Genomic DNA, 17992 nt, shown 5'->3' on the forward strand with positions numbered 1-17992 from the left:
TAATCAGACAGCCCGGGAGCTTGCTCATGTCCGCCTTGTTCGAACCCTATACCCTCAAGGACGTCACCCTGCGCAACCGCATTGCCATTCCGCCGATGTGCCAGTACATGGCCGAGGACGGCATGATCAACGACTGGCACCACGTGCACCTGGCCGGCCTGGCCCGTGGCGGTGCCGGCCTGCTGGTGGTCGAGGCTACTGCCGTGGCACCGGAAGGGCGCATCACCCCCGGTTGCGCCGGTATCTGGAGCGATGCCCACGCCCAGGCTTTCGTGCCGGTGGTGCAGGCAATCAAGGCCGCCGGTTCCGTGCCGGGTATCCAGATTGCCCACGCCGGGCGCAAGGCCAGCGCCAACCGCCCGTGGGAAGGTGACGACCACATTGCCGCCGACGACGCCCGCGGCTGGGAAACCATCGCCCCGTCCGCCATCGCCTTCGGCGCGCACCTGCCACAAGTGCCGCGCGAGATGACCCTGGACGACATCGCCCGGGTCAAGCAGGACTTCGTCGATGCCGCCCGCCGTGCGCGCGATGCCGGTTTCGAGTGGATCGAACTGCACTTTGCCCATGGTTACCTGGGCCAGAGCTTCTTCTCCGAACACTCCAACAAGCGTACCGACGCCTACGGTGGCAGCTTTGACAACCGCAGCCGCTTCCTGCTGGAAACCCTGGCAGCGGTGCGTGAGGTATGGCCAGAGAACCTGCCACTGACCGCGCGTTTTGGTGTGCTGGAATACGACGGCCGCGATGAGCAGACCCTGGAAGAGTCGATCGAACTGGCACGCCGCTTCAAGGCTGGCGGCCTCGACCTGCTGAGCGTGAGTGTCGGCTTTACCATTCCCGACACCAAGATCCCATGGGGCCCGGCGTTCATGGGGCCGATTGCCGAGCGCGTGCGTCGTGAGGCGAAGCTGCCGGTGACCTCGGCGTGGGGGTTTGGTACGCCGCAACTGGCGGAAGCGGCGCTGCAGGCCAACCAGCTGGACCTGGTATCGGTAGGGCGTGCGCACCTGGCAGACCCGCACTGGGCTTACTTTGCGGCCAAGGAGTTGGGCGTGGAGAAAGCCTCCTGGACCTTGCCGGCGAATGGGCCGCACAGCGGCCCCCGAATCTTAGAACCGATCCAACCGGTAAGCCGCCATATCAGCCCCACTCTCCCTGTCAGCCAACCGCCCCACCCATTCCGCCGTCACCGCCGCCTGGGTCAACCCCAGGTGCTGATGCCCGAACGCCAACAGCACCCGCCCATCACACACCCGGTCGATCACCGGCAACGAATCTGGCAACGAAGGCCGGAAGCCCATCCACGGCGTCGCTCCTTCAACACTCAGGTCCCTCCGGAACAACCCCTTGCTCAAGCGGTGCAACTGCCACGCCCGCTGCATGCTCGGCGGCGCGTCCAGCCCGGCGAATTCCACCGTGCCGGCCAGGCGCAAGCCCTCGGCCATGGGCGTCATGATGAACTTGCGCTCCAGCGATGTAACTGCAAACGGCAAACGCTGATGCTCGCCAGGCAACATCAGGTGGTAGCCGCGCTCGGTGTCCAGCGGCACTTGCTTGCCGGTCAGCGCGCCGGTCAACCGCGCGGAATGCGCACCACAACTGATCAGCACCTGGCGGGCATCGAGGGTGCCCTGGTCGCTGGCCAGGCTGACCCCGCCGCTGTGCAGCCGTCCGCCATCGACCTGCGCCTGTACAAAGCGCACGCCACTGGCCTTGGCCGCTTCGAACAGTTCGCACACCACCCGGTAAGGGTCGATGAAGTGCCCGGTACGTGGGAAGAACAGCCCACCCTGCAACGACGGGCTCAGTTGCGGCGCCGCCTCGCGCACGGTGTCGGCCGACCAGAAGTCCACCGGCACCGCCTGCTGTTGCATGCGCGCGCGCAAGGCCTCCAGGGCCTGGCGCGACTCCGGCCGCTCGAACACCAGCAACGAGCCATCTTCCTGGAACAGCTCGCTGCGCCCGATCGAACCCAGCAGCCGCTGCCAGGCACCCAGGCTGCCTTCGTTCAACGTGCGGATGCCGGCCACGCTGCGCTGAAACGGGCCCGGGCGCAGGTTGAGCAGCAGGCGGGTGAACCACGGCATGGCCTTGGGCAGGTACTTCCAGTCCAGGCGCAGCGGGCCCATCGGGTCCAGCAGCATGCGCGGCAGGCGTTTGAGAATCGACAGGTCGGCAATCGGGAATACCTGCTCGGTGGCCAGGTGCCCGGCGTTGCCGTAGGACGCGCCCTGGCCGGGTGCCTGGCGGTCGACCAGGGTTACCCGGCGGCCCTGGCGCGCGAGTTGCAGGGCACAGGCGACGCCGACAATGCCGGCGCCGACCACGGCGATATCGGTTTCAGCGGTTTCGACCATGCTCAGCCTTCCCGTTTACCGTCGAGCAGGCGCCGCAGTTGCAGCGGGTTGCCGTGTTTCAGCGCCTGCGGCAGCAGGGCATCGGGGAAGTCCTGGTAGCACACCGGGCGCAGGAAGCGCAGGATCGCCGCCGTGCCCACCGAGGTGGTGCGGGCATCGGAGGTGGCCGGGAACGGCCCGCCGTGGACCATCGCGTCGCATACCTCTACACCGGTCGGCCAGCCATTGACCAGGATGCGGCCAGCCTTGCGCTCAAGGGTCGGCAGCAGCGCGCGGGCGCTGTCGATGTCGGCATCGTCCAATTGCAGGGTGGCGGTCAGTTGGCCTTCCAGATGCTCGGCCACCTGGCGCACTTGCTCATCGTTGGCGCAGGCCACCACCAGCGACGCCGCACCGAAGACTTCGGCCTGCAACGCCGGGTCGGCGAGGAACGCTTCGGCCTGGGTCACGAACAGCTGCGCCTGGCACTGGTTGGGGCCTTGCTCGGCCTGGCCACTGGCGGCGGCCTGGGCATTGGCGTTTGCGGCCAGGGCGCCGACACCGGCCTGGTAGGCACTGAAGATGCCCGGGGTGAGCATGGTCTGCGCCGCAGCCTGGCGCACGTGTTCGCTGGCGGCGTCGATGAAACGCTGCAACGCCGGCCCCTGGCGGGCAATCACCAGGCCGGGGTTGGTGCAGAACTGGCCGGCACCCTGGGTCAGCGAGGCGACGAAGCCTTGTGCCAGTGCCTCGGCGCGGGTCTGCAGGGCGGTGTCGAACAGGAACACCGGGTTGATCGAGCTCATTTCGGCGTACACCGGGATCGGCTCCGGGCGAGCCTGGGCCGCCTGGCACAGCGCAATGCCACCGCTGCGCGAGCCGGTAAAGCCAACGGCCTTGATGCGCGGGTCGCTGACCAGCGCAATGCCCACTTCACGACCGGAACCGTACAACAACGAAAACACACCGGCCGGCAAGCCGCACTGCTTCACGGCCTTTGCGACTGCCTGGCCGACCAGCTCGCTGGTGCCCGGGTGAGCGCCGTGGGCCTTGACCACCACCGGGCAACCGGCGGCCAGGGCCGAGGCGGTGTCGCCACCGGCCACCGAGAAGGCCAATGGGAAATTGCTGGCGCCGAATACCGCCACCGGCCCCAGGGCCACCTGGCGCTGGCGCAGGTCGGCACGCGGCAGGGGCTGGCGCTCAGGCAGGGCGTTGTCGACCCGCACGTCCAGCCATTCGCCGGCCCGCACCACACGGGCGAAGGTGCGCAGCTGGGTGCAGGTGCGGCCACGTTCGCCCTGGATGCGCGCCTTGGGCAGGCCGCTTTCGGCCACGGCGCGATCGATCAGGGCATCGCCCAGCGCTTCGATCTGCGTGGCGATGGTTTCGAGGAATTGTGCCCGTTGCTCGAGCGAGGTTTCGCGGTAGGCATCGAACGCCGCCCAGGCCAGGGCGCAGGCCTGGGCCACGTGTTCGCCGGTGCCGCCGAGGTAGGCCGGTTCCAGCGCCTGGCCGGTGGCCGGGTCGATGGCACGGATGGCTTCGCGGCTGCCGGTTACCGGCGTCTGGCCGATCAGCAGGTTGCCTGTGAGGGTCATGGAGCCTCCTTGGGAAATTACATGCAGTTGCAAGGGTGTACTGTTTACCCTGTGGGAGCGGGCGAGCCCGCGAACACCGGCAAAGCCGGTGCCAGGCACCGAGTCGCCTGCTTCGCGGGCATGCCCGCTCCCACAGAGAAAGCAGTGGCTGCTTAGGCGATGTTCTGCTCAGCCGACCAGCTGGCGTACCAGTTGCGGAACAGCGCGTACTGCTGCTCGGCATAGTTGCGCTGGGCGTCGGTCAGCACGTCGGTTTCGTTGAAGTGCAGGCTGTATTCGCTGTCACCGTTCAGCACCATCAGGTGCTTGTAGTAGAGCACCAGGTCGCAGCCTTCATCGAACGACGACAGCACCGCCAGCGCCGCCTCCAGCTCACGCGCCAGGCGGCGGGCCTTGGCATCACCCTTGGCCGCCTGCTTGCTCAGGCTCACCAGGTGCAGCACCTCACGCGGCAGGGCGTTGCCGATGCCGGTGATGGCGCCGGTGGCGTTGCAGTTGACGAAGCCATGCACCACCTGGGTGTCGACGCCGACCATCAGGGTCACGTCGTCATCCTTGGAGGTGATGTGCTCGGCGGCGTAGCGCAGGTCGGCACCGCCGCCGAACTCCTTGAAGCCGATCAGGTTGGGGAACTCGCTGCGCAGTTCGAAGAACAGGTCGGCGCGGGTGGCGAAGCCGTAGTAGGGGCTGTTGTAGATCACCGCCGGCAGCTTCGGCGCGGCTGCCAGGATGGCCGAGAAGTGGTGCTTCTGGGCAATCAGCGAGGCGCCGCGGCTGAGTACGCGGGGGATGACCATCAGGCCGGCGGCGCCAACCTTGGCCGCGTGGGCGGCGTGGGATACTGCTTCACGGGTGTTCACCGCGCCGGTGCCGACGATAGTCGGGATGCCGGCGGCCACCAGGCGCGCCACGCCTTCCTGGCGCTCGGCTTCGGTCAGCAGCGGCCAGTCGCCCATCGAGCCGCAGTACACCACGGCGCTCATGCCGGCCTCGATCAGCTCGCGGCCCTTGCGCACCAGGGCGTCGAAGTCCGGCTTGCGCTCGGCGGTGCAGGGGGTCATCAGGGCGGGCATGGTGCCGGTGAAGATGTTGTTGGTCATTGTTGTCACTCCTCGCGATATTCGATTTTTTGGAAAAAGCCGGGGTCAGATGCCCCAGGCGAACGGGTCCTGTTCGTCGATCAGCAGGGTGCTGTCGGCGGTCATGTAGGCGCGGCCGGTGATGAACGGGCGAATGCGTTCGCCGTCGCGCTCGTAGCGGCCCTGGAACTGGCTGCCGGTGATACTGGCCTGTACCCATGTCTGGCCTTCGTCGAGCTTGCCGTCGGCGGCCAGGCAGGCCAGCTTGGCGCTGGTGCCCGTGCCGCAGGGCGAGCGGTCGTAGGCCTTGCCGGGGCACATCACGAAGTTGCGGCTGTCGGCGTTGGCGTCGTCGGCGAACAGTTCGACGTGGTCGATGGGGGCACCGTTTTCACCGGTGATGCCCTGGGCCTCGAGGGCCTTGAGCATCGCCCAGGTGTACTCGGTCAGCGCCTCGCGGTTGCCCAGTTCGATGCGCTGGCCGTGTTCGGAGACGAGGAAAAACCAGTTGCCGCCCCAGGCGATGTCGCCACGCACCAGGCCATGGCCGGGCACGTCCACCAGTACCTGCCGGCGGTAGCGGTAGGACGGCACGTTGCCGACGGTTATGGCGCCGTCTTCATGCAGGGTGGCGCTGACCTGGCCGACTGGGGTATCGATCTTGTGCACGCCCGGTGCGATCAGGCCCAGGTGCTGCAGCGAGGCGACCAGGCCGATGGTGCCGTGGCCGCACATGTTCAGGTAGCCAGCGTTGTTGAAGAAGATCACCCCGCAAGTGGCGTCGGCCGTTACCGGTGGGCAGTACAGCGCACCGACCAGCACATCGTTGCCACGTGGTTCCAGCAGGCAGGCGCGGCGCCACTGGTCGTGCAGCTCGCGCAGCTCGTCGCGCTGCTCGGCCATGCTGCGGCCATGCAGTTGCGGGAAGCCTTTCATCACCAGGCGAGTCGGTTCCCCGCCGGTGTGCGAGTCGATGACGTGAATCTGTTTCATGAGCTTGTCCATTCTTTGATCAGCCAAGTCTTGTGCTGTTTGTGCGGGCCTCATCGCCGGCAAGCCAGCTCCCACAGGTATTGCATCGGCCTCTGGGTCAGCGCGGACCCTGTGGGAGCCGGCTTGCCAGCGATAGGGCCAGTAGCCGTTACGGAGCCAGTGCAGCCGGGCGCTGGCCTACCAGAGGTTCATGGCTGGCTTCGCTTTCGTCCTCACCTTCCAGGCGCACCAGGTGGGCAGGCACGCCGGTGGCAGCGCCCCAGTAGTAGATGCCCAGCGCACAAGCGGCCACGACCACGGTGTCGAACGGGTGGCCGAGTACTCCCAGGCCGCCGAAGCTGCCCAGCCACGACAGCAGGATGGTCACCGCGTAGAAGCCGATCAGCCACGCCGACGAGCGCACTTGCTGGGCCAGCGACAGGTGCTGGGTCGGCACGAAGCGGCCGCACAGCAGGTAAAGCACGAACATCACGATCTGCAGGGCCAGCAGCCACGACACGGTCTTCCAGCCCGACCAGTACACGATCAGCGCTGCGATGATGAATGACAGTGGACCGAGCACACCCATGCCCTTGACCCGGAACGGGCGCGGCATGTCGGGGGCGTTGCGGCGCAGGGCGGCGACGGTGACCGGGGCCACGGCGTAGCTCAGTACCAGGGCGGCGGAAACCACGTTGATCAGCGCTTCCCAGGACGGGAACGGCAGGGTCCAGAACACTGACAGGCCAAAGGTCAGCCACAGCGCCGGGCGCGGGATGCCGGACTCGGCGTCGATACGGGTGAAGTACTTGAAGAAGGTGCCGGTCTGCGCCCAGCCATAGACCACGCGCGGGGTGGCGTTCATGTAGATGTTGCCGCAGCCGCTGGGCGAGATCACCGCGTCGGCCACCACCAGGTAGGCCAGCCAGCCCACACCCAGGGCCAGGGCGATGTCGCGGTAGGGCAGGGCCAGTTCCTTGGTCACTGCGGCCCAGCCGTTGCTCAGCATTTCGGTCGGCACGCTGCCGAGGAAGGCCAGTTGCAGCAGGGCGTAGATCGCGGTGGACAGCAGTACCGAGAGGATCAGCGCGATGGGGATGGTGCGTTGCGGGTTCTTCACCTCGCTGGCCACCGAAATGATCGGCGTCAGGCCCAGGTAGGCGAAGATGATGCCACCGGCCGATACCGCCATTTCAACGCCGGACAGACCGAACGGGGCAAAGCCCTGGACCTCGAAGTTTTCCGGCTTGAAGAAGGTGAACAGCACGCCGATCACCAGCAGCGGCACGATGAACTTGAACACACTGACCAGGTTGTTGGCCTTGGCGAAGGTTTTCACGCTGCGGTAGTTGAGGAAGAAGAACAGCCCCAGCAGGGCGAACTGCACCAGCCAGCCGAGCACGGTCGGGTCGCTGGAGCCGGCCTTGGTCAGCCCGGGGAACCAGGCGGCGGCGTATTGGCGCGAAGCGACCACTTCGATGGCGATCAGGCTGGAAAAGGCGATCAGGGTGATGAAACCCATCAAGTAGCCGAGCAGCGGGCCGTGGGAGTACACCGGGTAGCGCACCACGCCCCCGGCACGTGGCAGGGCGGCGCCCAGTTCGCAATAGACGATGCCCAGCAACAGTACGGCGAAGCCGCCAAGGAACCAGGACAGGATGCCGGCCGGGCCGGCGATGGCCGAGACGTGGCTGGCGGCGAACAGCCAGCCGGAGCCGAAGATGGCACCTAGGCCGATGAAGGTGAGGTCCAGCAATGACAACTGTTTTTTGAATTTGCCTGACATGGGTTCGCCTTTTTGTTGGTTATTGGATAGGCAGGTCTGATGTCACGAGATGCGGCTTTTTGGGCCGCGCTCTTGTAGGACTTGGGGCGGCTTGCGTGGGGCATAGAGTGGACCGATCGGGGCGGCGGTTCTTGATGGTTTTCTGCAGGGGGGATGACGAAATCGGCACAGTTGCAAAAAAGAAATGGCGGGATGGCAAGGTGGTGGATAGGCTGTAAGCCATACCGAGCAAGGGCTGTAGAGGTATGTGGGTATCGTTGGCCTCTTCGCGGGCGCGCCCGCTCCCACAGGTACAGCACAGGATTCGAAATTTGTGGGGGACCTGTGGGAGCGGGCGTGCCCGCGAAAGGGCCGGCACAGCCAACAGAGAACCGACAGATGACCGACACCCCCCTGGCAACCCTGTACCAGTCCCTCGACCAGCACCGCCCCGCCAACCTCGAGGCCCTGCTCGCCGGTGTGTCCCTGCTGCTGCCGATTCTCGACGCCATCCCCAACGCCGCGATCTTCATCAAGGACCCGGCCGCCCGCTATGTGCTGGCCAACAACACCCTGGTCCAGCGCTGTGGCCTCAAGCGCCTGCAACCGCTGCTGGGCAAGACCAGCGCCGAAGTGTTCCCGGCACAGCTGGGCCCCGGCTACACCGAGCAGGACTGTCGCGTTCTCAAGGAAGGCCTGGTGCTGGAAGACCAGCTGGAGCTGCACCTGTATGGCAGCCGAGAGCCTGGCTGGTGCCTGACCCACAAGCGCCCGCTGTACAACCAGGCTGGCGAGATCATCGGCCTGGTCGGCATCTCGGTCGACTTGCAGTCAGCCGCCGACAGCCACCCCGCCTACCAGCGCCTGGCGGCGGTGGACGAGCACATCCGCCGGCATTTCCACCAGCCGATCAGCATGGGCGAGCTGACCCGTATCGCCGGCATTTCCGTGGCCCAGCTGGAGCGCTATTGCAAGCGGGTGTTCCACCTCACGCCACGGCAGATGATCCACAAGGCGCGCCTGGAGCACGCCCACCGTTTGCTGCACTCGGAACTGCCGATCACTGAAGTGGCGATGTGCTGCGGCTATACCGACCACAGCGCCTTCAGCCGCCAGTTCAAGCAACTGACCGGCTTCACCCCGCGCCAGTACCGCCAGGCAACCAGCGATCAGTTGGCCTGAAACAGCGCCCGCGCCTCATCGAAGCACTGCTCGGCAATTGCCGAACGCGGTTCGCTGCGGCGTAGCAGCAGGCCGACCGGGCTGTGGATGGCGGCGTCGGCCACCGGCAGGATGCGCAGGTGCTCGCTCAGGTCTTCCAGGCCGCAGCCCAGCGGCATGACCGCGCAGCACATGCCGGTGTTGATGGCCTGGATCAGCTGGAAGCTCGAGTCGCTTTCCAGTACCGCATTCGGCTCCAGGCCACGGCTGCGGAAACTCAGGTCCAGCGACTGGCGGTAGTGCATGCCCTTGCTCAGCAGGCCCAGCGGAATGTCGCCCAGCTCGTCCCAGCGCAGGGTGTCGCTGGTGAACTTGAAGTGCCGGGTATCGTGCAACAGGCCCATGGTGGTGGTGCCAAGTTCGATCACTTCGAAGAAACTGGTGTTGACCTGGTCCAGGTAGCAGATGCCCAGGTCGAGCTGGTTGCGGCTGAGCCCGTCGATGACCTGTTCCGAACTGAGCGAGCTGATCTGGAAGTGCAGCTCGGGGTATTTTTCACGCAGCGGCAGCAGCAGGTGCATGGGGTTGAAACTGGCCAGCGGCACCGTGCCCAGGCGCAGGCTGCCGACCACCTGGCCGCGGCAGCTGGCGGCCTCGGCCTGCAGGCCGTCGTGGGCGGCGAGCAGAGTACGGGCCCAGGCCAGGATGCGCTCGCCGGCCTCGGTGAAACCTTCGAAGCGCTGGCCGCGCTTGACCAGCACCAGGTCCAGCTCGTCCTCCAGGTTGCGCAGGCGCATGGACAGCGTCGGCTGGGTGATATGGCATAGCGCCGCCGCCTGGCCGAAGTGGCGTGTCTGGTCGAGCGCGATGAGGAATTTGAGCTGCTTGATGTCCATGGAAGTGCCTGGTATCGGGTTATGCAGACCTTAACCCACGTCTGCGATAGATGTCATTGATCAGTCGGTACGCCATATCGATTGGACGCCCCCGGGCCATGCCTCTAGCGTGGCGGCACTGCCACTCGAGGAGCCCCACCGTGCGCGTCCAACCCGACGCGGTCTTCGTACCGCTCAACATCGCCGTGCTGACTGTCAGCGACACCCGTACCTACGACAACGACACCTCTGGTGAGCTGCTGGCCAGCCGCTCGGTGGAGATCGGCCACCGCCTGGTGGCGCGGGCGTTGCTCAAGGACGACCTTTACAAGATCCGCGCCCAGGTCGCCACCTGGATTGCCGACGAGCAGGTGCAGGTGGTGCTGATCACCGGCGGTACCGGTTTTACCGGGCGTGACAGCACGCCGGAAGCGGTCGAGTGCCTGCTGGACAAGCGCATCGATGGCTTTGGCGAACTGTTCCGGGCCCTGTCGATTCTCGATATCGGCACCTCGACCGTGCAGAGCCGGGCGCTGGCCGGGCTGTCCAACCGCACGTTGGTGTGCTGCCTGCCGGGCTCCACCGGGGCCTGCCGTACGGCGTGGGAGGGCATCCTGGCGGAGCAGCTGGATGCGCGGCACCGGCCGTGCAACTTCGTCAAGCACCTGAAGCCGATCGAGGCCTGTGCAAGCCGGGGCTGAGTTTTCTCCTGTACCGGCCTCTTCGCGGGTAAACCCGCTCCCACAGGTACCGCGCAGGGTTCGAAACCTGTGGGGGCCCTGTGGGAGCGGGTTTACCCGCGAAAGGGCCGGCACAGGCCACTGCATTCAGTCAGCTCAATACATGGTCCACCGGCAACAACGCCGGCGGTAGCTGTTGTTCCCCCAACCCCGCCAGCACATCGCGCTCCACGGTCCGCACCATGGCATCGGTCGGCAGGTCGTTCTCATCGCGCCCGAACGGGTCTTCCAGTTCGTTGCCAATCGCATCCAGCCCGAAGAACGTGTACCCCACGATGGTGGTGAACAGCGGCGCCAGCCAGCCCAGCGGCTCGGCCAGGGCAAACGGCAGCAGCAGGCAGAAGATGTAGATGGTGCGGTGCAGCAACAGCGTGTAGGGGAACGGCAACGGTGTGCCCTTGATCCGCTCGCAGGTGGCCTGCACTTCGGTCAGGCCCACCAGCCGCTGCTCCAGCAGGCTGTAGCGCCAGTCACTGATCTGCTGCTGTGTTGCCAGCCGCGAGCAGTGCCCGCCGATTTCGCGCAGGATGGCGTCGCACACGTTGTGCGGGGTAATCGCTTCGGGCCGGGCCAGCCAAGGCCGGGCGGCGGCCAGTTCGTCCTCGCTGCGCAGCCGTGCATTCAGCGCATGGGCAAAGCCGCACAGGCTGCGCAACAGTTCGGCACGCAGGGTTTCGTCGGTAATCACCAGGCTTTCGCGCACGAACGAACGGGTTTCGATGATCAGCTTGCCCCAGGCCTTGCGCCCCTCCCACCAGCGGTCATAGCAGGCGTTGTTGCGAAAACTCATGAAAATCGACAGCGACAGGCCCAGCAAGGTGAACGGGGTGGCGCTGACCGGGTAGAAAAACGCCGGGAAATGTCGCTCGACCAACACGATCAGCGCGGCCAGCAGGGTGACCGTCAGGCAGCGCAGGGCAATACGTTTGACGATCGAACCCTTGAGGGTGAACAGCACACGCAGCACATCGGGGGTGGGGTGGACGATCATGGAAATCCAGAGACGGCTGCCTAGCCGCCGGTCATGTTCATGAAGCGCAGGATCTGCACGTCGCCACCGACTTCGAAATGATGGCGGTAGGGCTTGAGGTGCAGCGAGTCACGAATGGCCTTTTCCAGGCGTTCAGGGTTGCCGGGGTGGGCCCGCAGCACCTGCTTCAGGTCCACCGAGTGTTCATTGCCCAGGCACAGCAGCAGGCGGCCTTCGACGGTGAGGCGCACGCGGTTGCAGGTGGCGCAGAAGTTGTGGCTGTGTGGCGAAATGAAGCCGACCCGAGTGTTGGCGGCTTCGGCCAGGCGCCAGTAGCGGGCCGGGCCCTGGGACGACTCGGTCGATTCGACCAGGGTGAACTGCTCGGCCAGCAGCGCACGTACTTCATCGCTGGAGCAGAACGACTCGCCGCGTTCATGTTCGCTGATCACGCCCAAGGGCATTTCTTCGATGAAGGTGATGTCCAGTTCGCGGTCGATGGCAAAGCGCACCAGGTCGACCAGTTCATGATCGTTGCGGCCCTTGAGGACCACGCAGTTGAGCTTGGTGCGCTTGAAGCCGGCCTGGCGGGCGGCGTCGATGCCGGCGATGACCTGGTGCAGGTCGCCGGTGCGGGTCAGTTGCTTGAAGCGCTCGGCGTCCAGGCTGTCGAGGCTGATGTTCAGGCGCGTGACACCGGCGTCGAACAGCGGCTGGGCCAGGCGCCCGAGTTGCGAGCCGTTGCTGGTCAGGCACAATTCGCGCAGGCCGGGCAGGGCGGCGATGCGCCCGCACAGGTCGACGATGCCCTGGCGCACAAGCGGCTCGCCGCCGGTCAGGCGGATCTTGCGGGTGCCGAGGGCGACGAAGCGCTCGGCCACCTGGAACAGTTCCTCGAGGCTGAGGATTTGCTGGCGCGGCAGGAACTGCATGTCTTCGGCCATGCAGTACACGCAACGGAAGTCGCAGCGGTCGGTGACCGACATCCGCAGGTAGTCGATTTTCCGGTTGAAGCCGTCGATCAGGGCCCGGCTGTTCTGTTCCACGTTCGCGCTCGAATGGGTAGGGACTCGATTCAAGCTATAACTTGGGCGCAGGGCCGTCAAATTGCTTTGTCCGACCGATTGATCGATGGCCTCTATCATGGCTGTAGGCCACGTATTTCAAAGTGTTGACCGCGTCGCCCAATTCGCGGGTAAACCCGCTCCCACAGGTAAAGCGCAGGGCTCGAAACCTGTGGTGGCCCTGTGGGAGCGGGTTCACCCGCGAAGGCCGCGACGCGGTTCCAGCCCATGATCGAAACCACCTATCACCCCGTAAGATCTTTCGATTGGACGGCTCTACCCCACGCTCCATAGGCTGAAAAAAAGCATCGAAGCGTGAGGATTCATCGCATGAGCCAGGACCAACACATCAGGGACTACAAGGGCGCCGCCGCCGGCTGGGGGGCGCTCAAGAGCGTGACCAAGAGCTGGCTGGGCAGCGACAATGCCTTCAAGAACCTGCGGGCCATGCTCAAGACCAACCAGAACGGCGGCTTCGACTGCCCCGGTTGCGCCTGGGGCGAGTCGCCGGAAAACGACATGGTCAAGTTCTGCGAGAACGGCGCCAAGGCAGTCAACTGGGAAGCTACCGGCCGCTCGGTGGACCCGGCATTCTTCGCCAGGTACAGCGTCAGTGCGCTGGCCGAGCAGACCGACTACTGGCTGGAGTACCAGGGCCGCCTGACCCACCCGATGCGCTACGACGCGGCCACCGACCACTATGTGGAAACCAGCTGGGAAGAAGCCTTTGCGCTGGTTGCCCAACACTTGCGCGCACTCGAATCGCCCGACCAGGCCGAGTTCTACACCTCGGGCCGGGCCAGCAACGAGGCGGCGTTCCTCTACCAGCTGTTCGTCCGCGCCTACGGCACCAATAACTTCCCCGACTGCTCGAACATGTGCCATGAAGCCAGCGGCGTGGGCATGTCGGAAACCCTCGGCGTGGGCAAGGGCACCGTGGTGTTCCACGACCTGGAGCTGGCCGACGCCATCTTCGTCATCGGCCAGAACCCCGGCACCAACCACCCGCGCATGCTCGAACCGCTGCGTGAAGCGGTGAAGCGTGGTGCCCAGGTGGTCTGCTTCAACCCGCTCAAGGAGCGCGGCCTGGAGCGCTTCCAGCACCCGCAGCACCCGTTCGAGATGCTCAGCAATGGCTCCGAACCAACCAACACGGCCTACTTCCGCCCGGCCCTGGGCGGCGACATGGCAGTGATGCGCGGCATTGCCAAGTACCTGCTGCAGTGGGAACGCGAAGCCCAGGCCAATGGTGAACCGGCGGTGTTCGACCATGCCTTCATCGCCGAGCACACCAGTGGCATCGACGCATACCTGGAAACCGTGGATGCCACGCCCTGGGCGCACATCGTCGAGCAATCGGGCCTGACCCAGGCCGAGATCGAACTGGCCGCGCGCATGTACCGCAAGGCCGAACGGGTAATCATGTGCTGGGCCATGGGCGTCACCCAGCACCGCCACTCGGTGCCGACCGTTCAGGAAATCGTCAACCTGCAGCTGCTGCGCGGCAACGTCGGCAAGCCCGGTGCCGGCCTGTCACCGGTGCGTGGCCACAGCAACGTGCAGGGCGACCGCACCATGGGCATCGACGAGAAGCCTGGGGCGGCGCTGCTCGATGCCATTGAAAAACGCTTCCAGTTCCGCGTTCCGCGTGCCCACGGGCACAATGCCGTGCTGGCGATCAAGGCCATGGAAGAGGGGCGGGCCAAGGTGTTCATCGGCCTGGGTGGCAACTTTGCCCAGGCCACGCCGGATACGCCGCGCACCCATGCGGCCATGCGCAATTGCGCGCTGACCGTGCAGATTTCCACCAAGCTCAACCGCTCGCACCTGGTCACCGGCCGCGATGCGTTGATCCTGCCGTGCCTGGGCCGTACCGAAATCGACATGCAGGCCAGCGGGCCGCAAGGCGTGACCGTGGAGGACACCTTCAGCATGGTGCACATCTCCCACGGCCAGCTGCGCCCGCGCTCGCCGCACCTGCGCTCGGAGCCGTGGATCATCGCCGGCATGGCCCAGGCGACCCTGGGCAAGCAGCCGATCGACTGGGAATACGCAGTTGCCGACTATGGCCGAATCCGCAGCATGATTGCCGATGTGATCCCCGGCTTTACCGATTTCAACGAGCGCCTGCAGCACCCAGGTGGTTTCCACCTGGGCAACAACGCCGCCGACCGTACCTGGCGCACAGCCACAGGCAAGGCGCGCTTCAGCCCGCACCAGCTGCCGGAGCAACTGGTGAATGCCAAGGTGCTGGCGCGCGGCGACAAGCCCGACCTGATCCTGCAGACCCTGCGCTCGCACGACCAGTACAACACCACCCTGTATGGCCTGGACGACCGTTATCGCGGGGTGTTCGGCCTGCGTGAAGTGGTGTTCGTCAACGAGGTGGACATCCGCCGGATGGGCTTCGAGCCGGGCGAGCATGTGGACCTGGTGTCGCTGTGGGAGGATGGCGTGGAGCGGCGCGTGTCGGGCTTCCGCCTGGTGGCGTATGACGTGCCCGAGGGGCAGGCGGCGGCCTATTACCCGGAGACCAACCCGCTGGTGCCGCTGGAAAGCTATGGCGAGGGGACCTATACCCCGACCTCGAAGTTCGTGGCGATCAAGGTCGAGAAAGCCAAGGCCGGGAACCGGATTGCGGCGGTGCTGGCCGCGGATTGACAGGTAGCCTGCAAGGGCCCTATCGCCGGCAAGCCAGCTCCCACAGGGACCGCACAGATTTCAGAACCTGTGACGTACCTGTGGGAGCTGGCTTGCCGGCGATAGGGCCGGTACTGCCATACAGGAATCAGGAACGGTTCACCGGGTAAGCCGTGGTGTACTTCATCTGCTCCATGGCAAAACTGGAAGTGATGTTCGACAGCCCGTCAGTACTGGTGATCAGCTTTTTGTAAAACCGGTCATACGCCGCAATATCCCCCACCACCACCCGCAGCATGTAATCCCAGTCCCCCGACATGCGGTAGAACTCCATCACTTCCTCGAACCCGGTCACGGTCGCGGCAAACTGCTCCAGCCAGGCGCTGTCGTGGCGCTGGGTCTTGAGCTGGACGAACACCGTGAGCCCCAACCCCAGCCGTTCCGGGTCGAGCAGGGCGACACGGCCGACAATGTAGCCGTCTTCCTCCAGGCGCTTGACCCGCTTCCAGCACGGCGTGGTAGACAGGTTTACGGCCTCGGCCAGGTCCTTGAGCGAGATCGAGGCGTCGCGCTGAAGCAGGGTGAGAATGTGCTGGTCGAAGCTGTCCATATCGCGCGTGGGCCGTGGAGAAAAATATTTCACAGATTACCCCAAGGCCAGAAGATTTGGGTTGTGCGATAGTTGCAGCTTTCACTCTGCCAATGGGCCTGACCATGTCCGACAAGCCGCGCAATTTCGCCACCCGTACCATTCACGCCGGTGAGCAGTTCAGCGTCGCCGATAACGCTATTTTCCCGGCGATCGTCACTGCCAGTTCGTTCACCAAGCGCAGCCTGGACGACAAGCCGGAATACTCCTACAGCCGCGTCGGCAACCCCACCCGGCATGCCTATGAAACCTGTGTCGCCGCCCTGGAAGAGGGCGTTGGCGCGGTCGCCTGCGCCTCGGGTGTGAACGCCACCGCCACCGTGCTGGAGTTGCTGCCCAAGGATGCCCACGTGGTGGTGATGAACGGCGTGTACGGCGGCACCTTCCGCATCATGGAAGACTACCGCAGCCGCACCTCGGGCCTGACCACCACCTACGTCGACCTCAACGACCTTGAGGCGGTGGCCGCCGCCATCAAGCCGGAAACCCAGCTGATCTGGATCGAATCGCCGACCAACCCGTTGCTGCACCTGGTCGACATCAAGGCGGTGTGCGACCTGGCCAAGGCGCGGGGCATCCTCACTTGCATCGACAACACCTTCTGCTCGCCGTGGAACCAGCGCCCGATCACCTTGGGCGTGGACTTGGTGATGCACTCGGCCAGCAAGTACATCGGCGGCCACTCCGACCTCACCGGTGGCGTGGTGGTAGCTGCCAATGATGCGCTGTTGGCGCGCCTGCGCCGCATCAGCATGGCGATTGGCGCGGTGCAGGGGCCGTTCGACTGCTACCTGGCCCTGCGCGGTCTGAAGACCCTGGATGTGCGCATGGAGCGCCAGTGTGCCAATGCCCTGCAGGTGGCGCGCTTCCTCGAAAGCCACGCGCAGATCGAGCAGGTGTATTACCCGGGGCTGGAGAGCCACCCGCAGCATGAGCTGTGCAAACGGCAGATGCGCAGTGGCGGGGCGGTGGTGGCGATGAAGGTCAAGGGCGACCGCGCCGCGCTCAACCGCCTGGTGGAGGCGCTGCAGATCTTCGTGCTGGCCGACTCGCTGGGCGGGGTGGAAAGCATGATCAACCACTCCTGGAGTATGTCGCACTGCTCGCTGAGCCCGGAGCAGAAGGGCGTGATGGGGATCAGCGAAAACCTGCTGCGGTTGTCGGTGGGGATCGAGGATTACCGCGACCTGGTCGAGGACCTGGATGGGGCGTTGAAGGCTGCGGCTGGTATGTGAGGGCTGTTGGCCTCTTCGCGGGTAAACCCGCTCCCACAGGGGCTCCGCTGCCTTCAGGTCTGGCGCTGTACCTGTGGGAGCGGGTTCACCCGCGAAGAGGCCGGTGGATTCAATGAATTCCTGTCAGGATTTGGGCGGATGAATGATCCGTTCGATCTTGTCCTTGATCAGCAACCGTTCCTTGCGCAGGCGGTTGACGGCCTCGTCGTTGGTGCCGTTGCCTTCGGCGGCGACCACCTCTTTGTCTTTGGCGTTGTATTCCTTGTGCAGTGAGTGCAGCGTCTGGTCCTTGTCCATGAGCGCCTGGAATGCATCAGCGGTAACGTGCAGGTCAGCGAGCAGATCATGCGGAACTGGCATTTCTTCACCTCTGTCGGGGGTTGGCGGATGGTTCTGACCTTTGAGGATAGTCGTCTTTGCGCAGGTAGGGGACTGGGGTAGGCTGTCGCATCTCCCCGTGACCCGGAACCTGCGCCATGCCTCACCTGAACCTGGAATACAGCGACAACCTGCGCGAGCTGAATGTCGATACCCTGCTGCTGCGCCTGAACCATGCCCTGGTCGGCAGTGGCCAGTTCGCCGACGAGGCCGACATCAAGAGCCGCGCCCAGGCCTTCGGCCAGTTTCGCGTGGGCACCGCGCCCGGCGAGCGTGCCTTTGCCCACGTGCGCCTGGCGATCCTCAGCGGGCGCTCGCCCGAGGTGAAGACGCAACTGTCCGCCAACCTGCTGGATGTGCTGCGTGAGGCCATCCCCGAGCAACCGGGGCTGGACATCCAGCTGTGCGTGGAAGTGCTGGACATCGACCGCGAGCCGTACGCCAAGGCACGCCTGCCAGGCTGAACAAGCGCTGAATGAACTTCTTTTAATGTAGAAAAGGCGCCTGCTCACGAATTTGTTGGC

At 65.3% G+C, this 17992-nt stretch carries 15 protein-coding genes and 1 pseudogene; 6 read left to right on the forward strand and 10 right to left on the reverse strand.

Annotated features, from left to right (window positions below):
* Positions 1-26: 26 nt before the first annotated feature.
* Positions 27-1097 (forward strand): annotated as a pseudogene (gene xenA, locus CAG44_RS16940) (xenobiotic reductase XenA); the annotation flags it as partial.
* Positions 1098-1112: 15 nt separating this feature from the next.
* On the opposite strand, the gene CAG44_RS16945 reads toward xenA, so the two are convergent.
* From CAG44_RS16945 to CAG44_RS16965, 5 genes are all read right to left on the reverse strand, one after another.
* Positions 1113-2360: an FAD-binding oxidoreductase gene (locus tag CAG44_RS16945; RefSeq protein WP_085692564.1), complete on the reverse strand. Its 1248-nt coding sequence runs from the start codon at positions 2358-2360 to the stop codon at positions 1113-1115.
* A gap of 2 nt (positions 2361-2362) precedes the next feature.
* Positions 2363-3940 carry an aldehyde dehydrogenase (NADP(+)) gene (locus CAG44_RS16950; protein ID WP_085692565.1) on the reverse strand — a complete coding sequence of 526 codons (1578 nt, stop codon included), beginning with the start codon at positions 3938-3940 and terminating at the stop codon, positions 2363-2365.
* A 152-nt stretch (positions 3941-4092) separates the two neighbouring features.
* Positions 4093-5040, reverse strand: a complete 948-nt coding sequence (locus tag CAG44_RS16955) for a dihydrodipicolinate synthase family protein (RefSeq protein ID WP_085692566.1) — start codon at positions 5038-5040, stop codon at positions 4093-4095.
* Positions 5041-5085: 45 nt separating this feature from the next.
* Positions 5086-6012 (reverse strand): 4-hydroxyproline epimerase, encoded by a 927-nt coding sequence (locus CAG44_RS16960; protein ID WP_085692567.1) that lies wholly within the window; start codon positions 6010-6012, stop codon positions 5086-5088.
* 148 nt (positions 6013-6160) lie between these two features.
* Complete coding sequence (locus tag CAG44_RS16965) at positions 6161-7777, reverse strand: APC family permease (protein WP_015271365.1); 1617 nt, start codon at positions 7775-7777, stop codon at positions 6161-6163.
* 378 nt (positions 7778-8155) lie between these two features.
* On the opposite strand from CAG44_RS16965, the gene CAG44_RS16970 reads away from it, so the two are divergent.
* Positions 8156-8938, forward strand: coding sequence for an AraC family transcriptional regulator (locus CAG44_RS16970; protein ID WP_085692568.1), 783 nt, complete (start codon positions 8156-8158; stop codon positions 8936-8938).
* On the opposite strand, the gene CAG44_RS16975 is transcribed toward CAG44_RS16970, so the two are convergent.
* Entirely contained in the window at positions 8926-9813 is an 888-nt protein-coding gene (locus CAG44_RS16975; protein WP_085665272.1) for a LysR family transcriptional regulator, read from the reverse strand. The two genes, CAG44_RS16970 and CAG44_RS16975, sit on opposite strands and share 13 nt — an antisense overlap.
* Positions 9814-9953: 140 nt before the next feature.
* Between CAG44_RS16975 and moaB the strand changes: the two genes are divergently transcribed.
* On the forward strand, positions 9954-10493 hold the full coding sequence (moaB, locus tag CAG44_RS16980) for a molybdenum cofactor biosynthesis protein B (protein ID WP_003259533.1): 540 nt from the start codon (positions 9954-9956) through the stop codon (positions 10491-10493).
* A 130-nt stretch (positions 10494-10623) separates the two neighbouring features.
* Here moaB and CAG44_RS16990 read toward each other — a convergent pair whose 3' ends face one another.
* Complete coding sequence (locus CAG44_RS16990) at positions 10624-11523, reverse strand: bestrophin family protein (RefSeq protein WP_085590607.1); 900 nt, start codon at positions 11521-11523, stop codon at positions 10624-10626.
* A gap of 20 nt (positions 11524-11543) precedes the next feature.
* Complete coding sequence (moaA, locus tag CAG44_RS16995; protein ID WP_075046042.1) at positions 11544-12548, reverse strand: GTP 3',8-cyclase MoaA; 1005 nt, start codon at positions 12546-12548, stop codon at positions 11544-11546.
* A 348-nt stretch (positions 12549-12896) separates the two neighbouring features.
* Here moaA and CAG44_RS17000 point away from each other — a divergent pair, with 348 nt between their 5' ends.
* Positions 12897-15227: an FdhF/YdeP family oxidoreductase gene (locus CAG44_RS17000; RefSeq protein ID WP_085618049.1), complete on the forward strand. Its 2331-nt coding sequence runs from the start codon at positions 12897-12899 to the stop codon at positions 15225-15227.
* Between the two features lie 127 nt (positions 15228-15354).
* On the opposite strand, the gene CAG44_RS17005 is transcribed toward CAG44_RS17000, so the two are convergent.
* On the reverse strand, positions 15355-15816 hold the full coding sequence (locus CAG44_RS17005) for an Lrp/AsnC family transcriptional regulator (RefSeq protein WP_015271359.1): 462 nt from the start codon (positions 15814-15816) through the stop codon (positions 15355-15357).
* 92 nt (positions 15817-15908) lie between these two features.
* On the opposite strand from CAG44_RS17005, the gene CAG44_RS17010 reads away from it, so the two are divergent.
* Positions 15909-17090, forward strand: coding sequence for a PLP-dependent aspartate aminotransferase family protein (locus CAG44_RS17010; RefSeq protein WP_085590603.1), 1182 nt, complete (start codon positions 15909-15911; stop codon positions 17088-17090).
* Positions 17091-17213: 123 nt separating this feature from the next.
* Here CAG44_RS17010 and CAG44_RS17015 read toward each other — a convergent pair whose 3' ends face one another.
* Positions 17214-17450 (reverse strand): YdcH family protein, encoded by a 237-nt coding sequence (locus tag CAG44_RS17015; protein ID WP_075046038.1) that lies wholly within the window; start codon positions 17448-17450, stop codon positions 17214-17216.
* 116 nt (positions 17451-17566) lie between these two features.
* Between CAG44_RS17015 and CAG44_RS17020 the strand changes: the two genes are divergently transcribed.
* A complete protein-coding gene (locus CAG44_RS17020; RefSeq protein ID WP_085692569.1) occupies positions 17567-17932 on the forward strand; it encodes a 5-carboxymethyl-2-hydroxymuconate Delta-isomerase in 366 nt (121 codons plus the stop codon).
* Positions 17933-17992 lie beyond the last annotated feature (60 nt).

The sequence above is a fragment of the Pseudomonas sp. B13(2017) genome (assembly GCF_002113245.1).
Taxonomy (GTDB): domain Bacteria; phylum Pseudomonadota; class Gammaproteobacteria; order Pseudomonadales; family Pseudomonadaceae; genus Aquipseudomonas; species Aquipseudomonas putida_Z.

Coding starts and splice junctions, on each gene's coding strand:
- CAG44_RS16945 (WP_085692564.1), bottom strand. CDS start 2,360: ATGGTCGAAACCGCTGAAACCGATATCGCCGTGGTCGGCGCCGGCATT.
- CAG44_RS16950 (WP_085692565.1), bottom strand. CDS start 3,940: ATGACCCTCACAGGCAACCTGCTGATCGGCCAGACGCCGGTAACCGGC.
- CAG44_RS16955 (WP_085692566.1), bottom strand. CDS start 5,040: ATGACCAACAACATCTTCACCGGCACCATGCCCGCCCTGATGACCCCC.
- CAG44_RS16960 (WP_085692567.1), bottom strand. CDS start 6,012: ATGAAACAGATTCACGTCATCGACTCGCACACCGGCGGGGAACCGACT.
- CAG44_RS16965 (WP_015271365.1), bottom strand. CDS start 7,777: ATGTCAGGCAAATTCAAAAAACAGTTGTCATTGCTGGACCTCACCTTC.
- CAG44_RS16970 (WP_085692568.1), top strand. CDS start 8,156: ATGACCGACACCCCCCTGGCAACCCTGTACCAGTCCCTCGACCAGCAC.
- CAG44_RS16975 (WP_085665272.1), bottom strand. CDS start 9,813: ATGGACATCAAGCAGCTCAAATTCCTCATCGCGCTCGACCAGACACGC.
- CAG44_RS16990 (WP_085590607.1), bottom strand. CDS start 11,523: ATGATCGTCCACCCCACCCCCGATGTGCTGCGTGTGCTGTTCACCCTC.
- CAG44_RS17000 (WP_085618049.1), top strand. CDS start 12,897: ATGAGCCAGGACCAACACATCAGGGACTACAAGGGCGCCGCCGCCGGC.
- CAG44_RS17005 (WP_015271359.1), bottom strand. CDS start 15,816: ATGGACAGCTTCGACCAGCACATTCTCACCCTGCTTCAGCGCGACGCC.
- CAG44_RS17010 (WP_085590603.1), top strand. CDS start 15,909: ATGGGCCTGACCATGTCCGACAAGCCGCGCAATTTCGCCACCCGTACC.
- CAG44_RS17015 (WP_075046038.1), bottom strand. CDS start 17,450: ATGCCAGTTCCGCATGATCTGCTCGCTGACCTGCACGTTACCGCTGAT.
- CAG44_RS17020 (WP_085692569.1), top strand. CDS start 17,567: ATGCCTCACCTGAACCTGGAATACAGCGACAACCTGCGCGAGCTGAAT.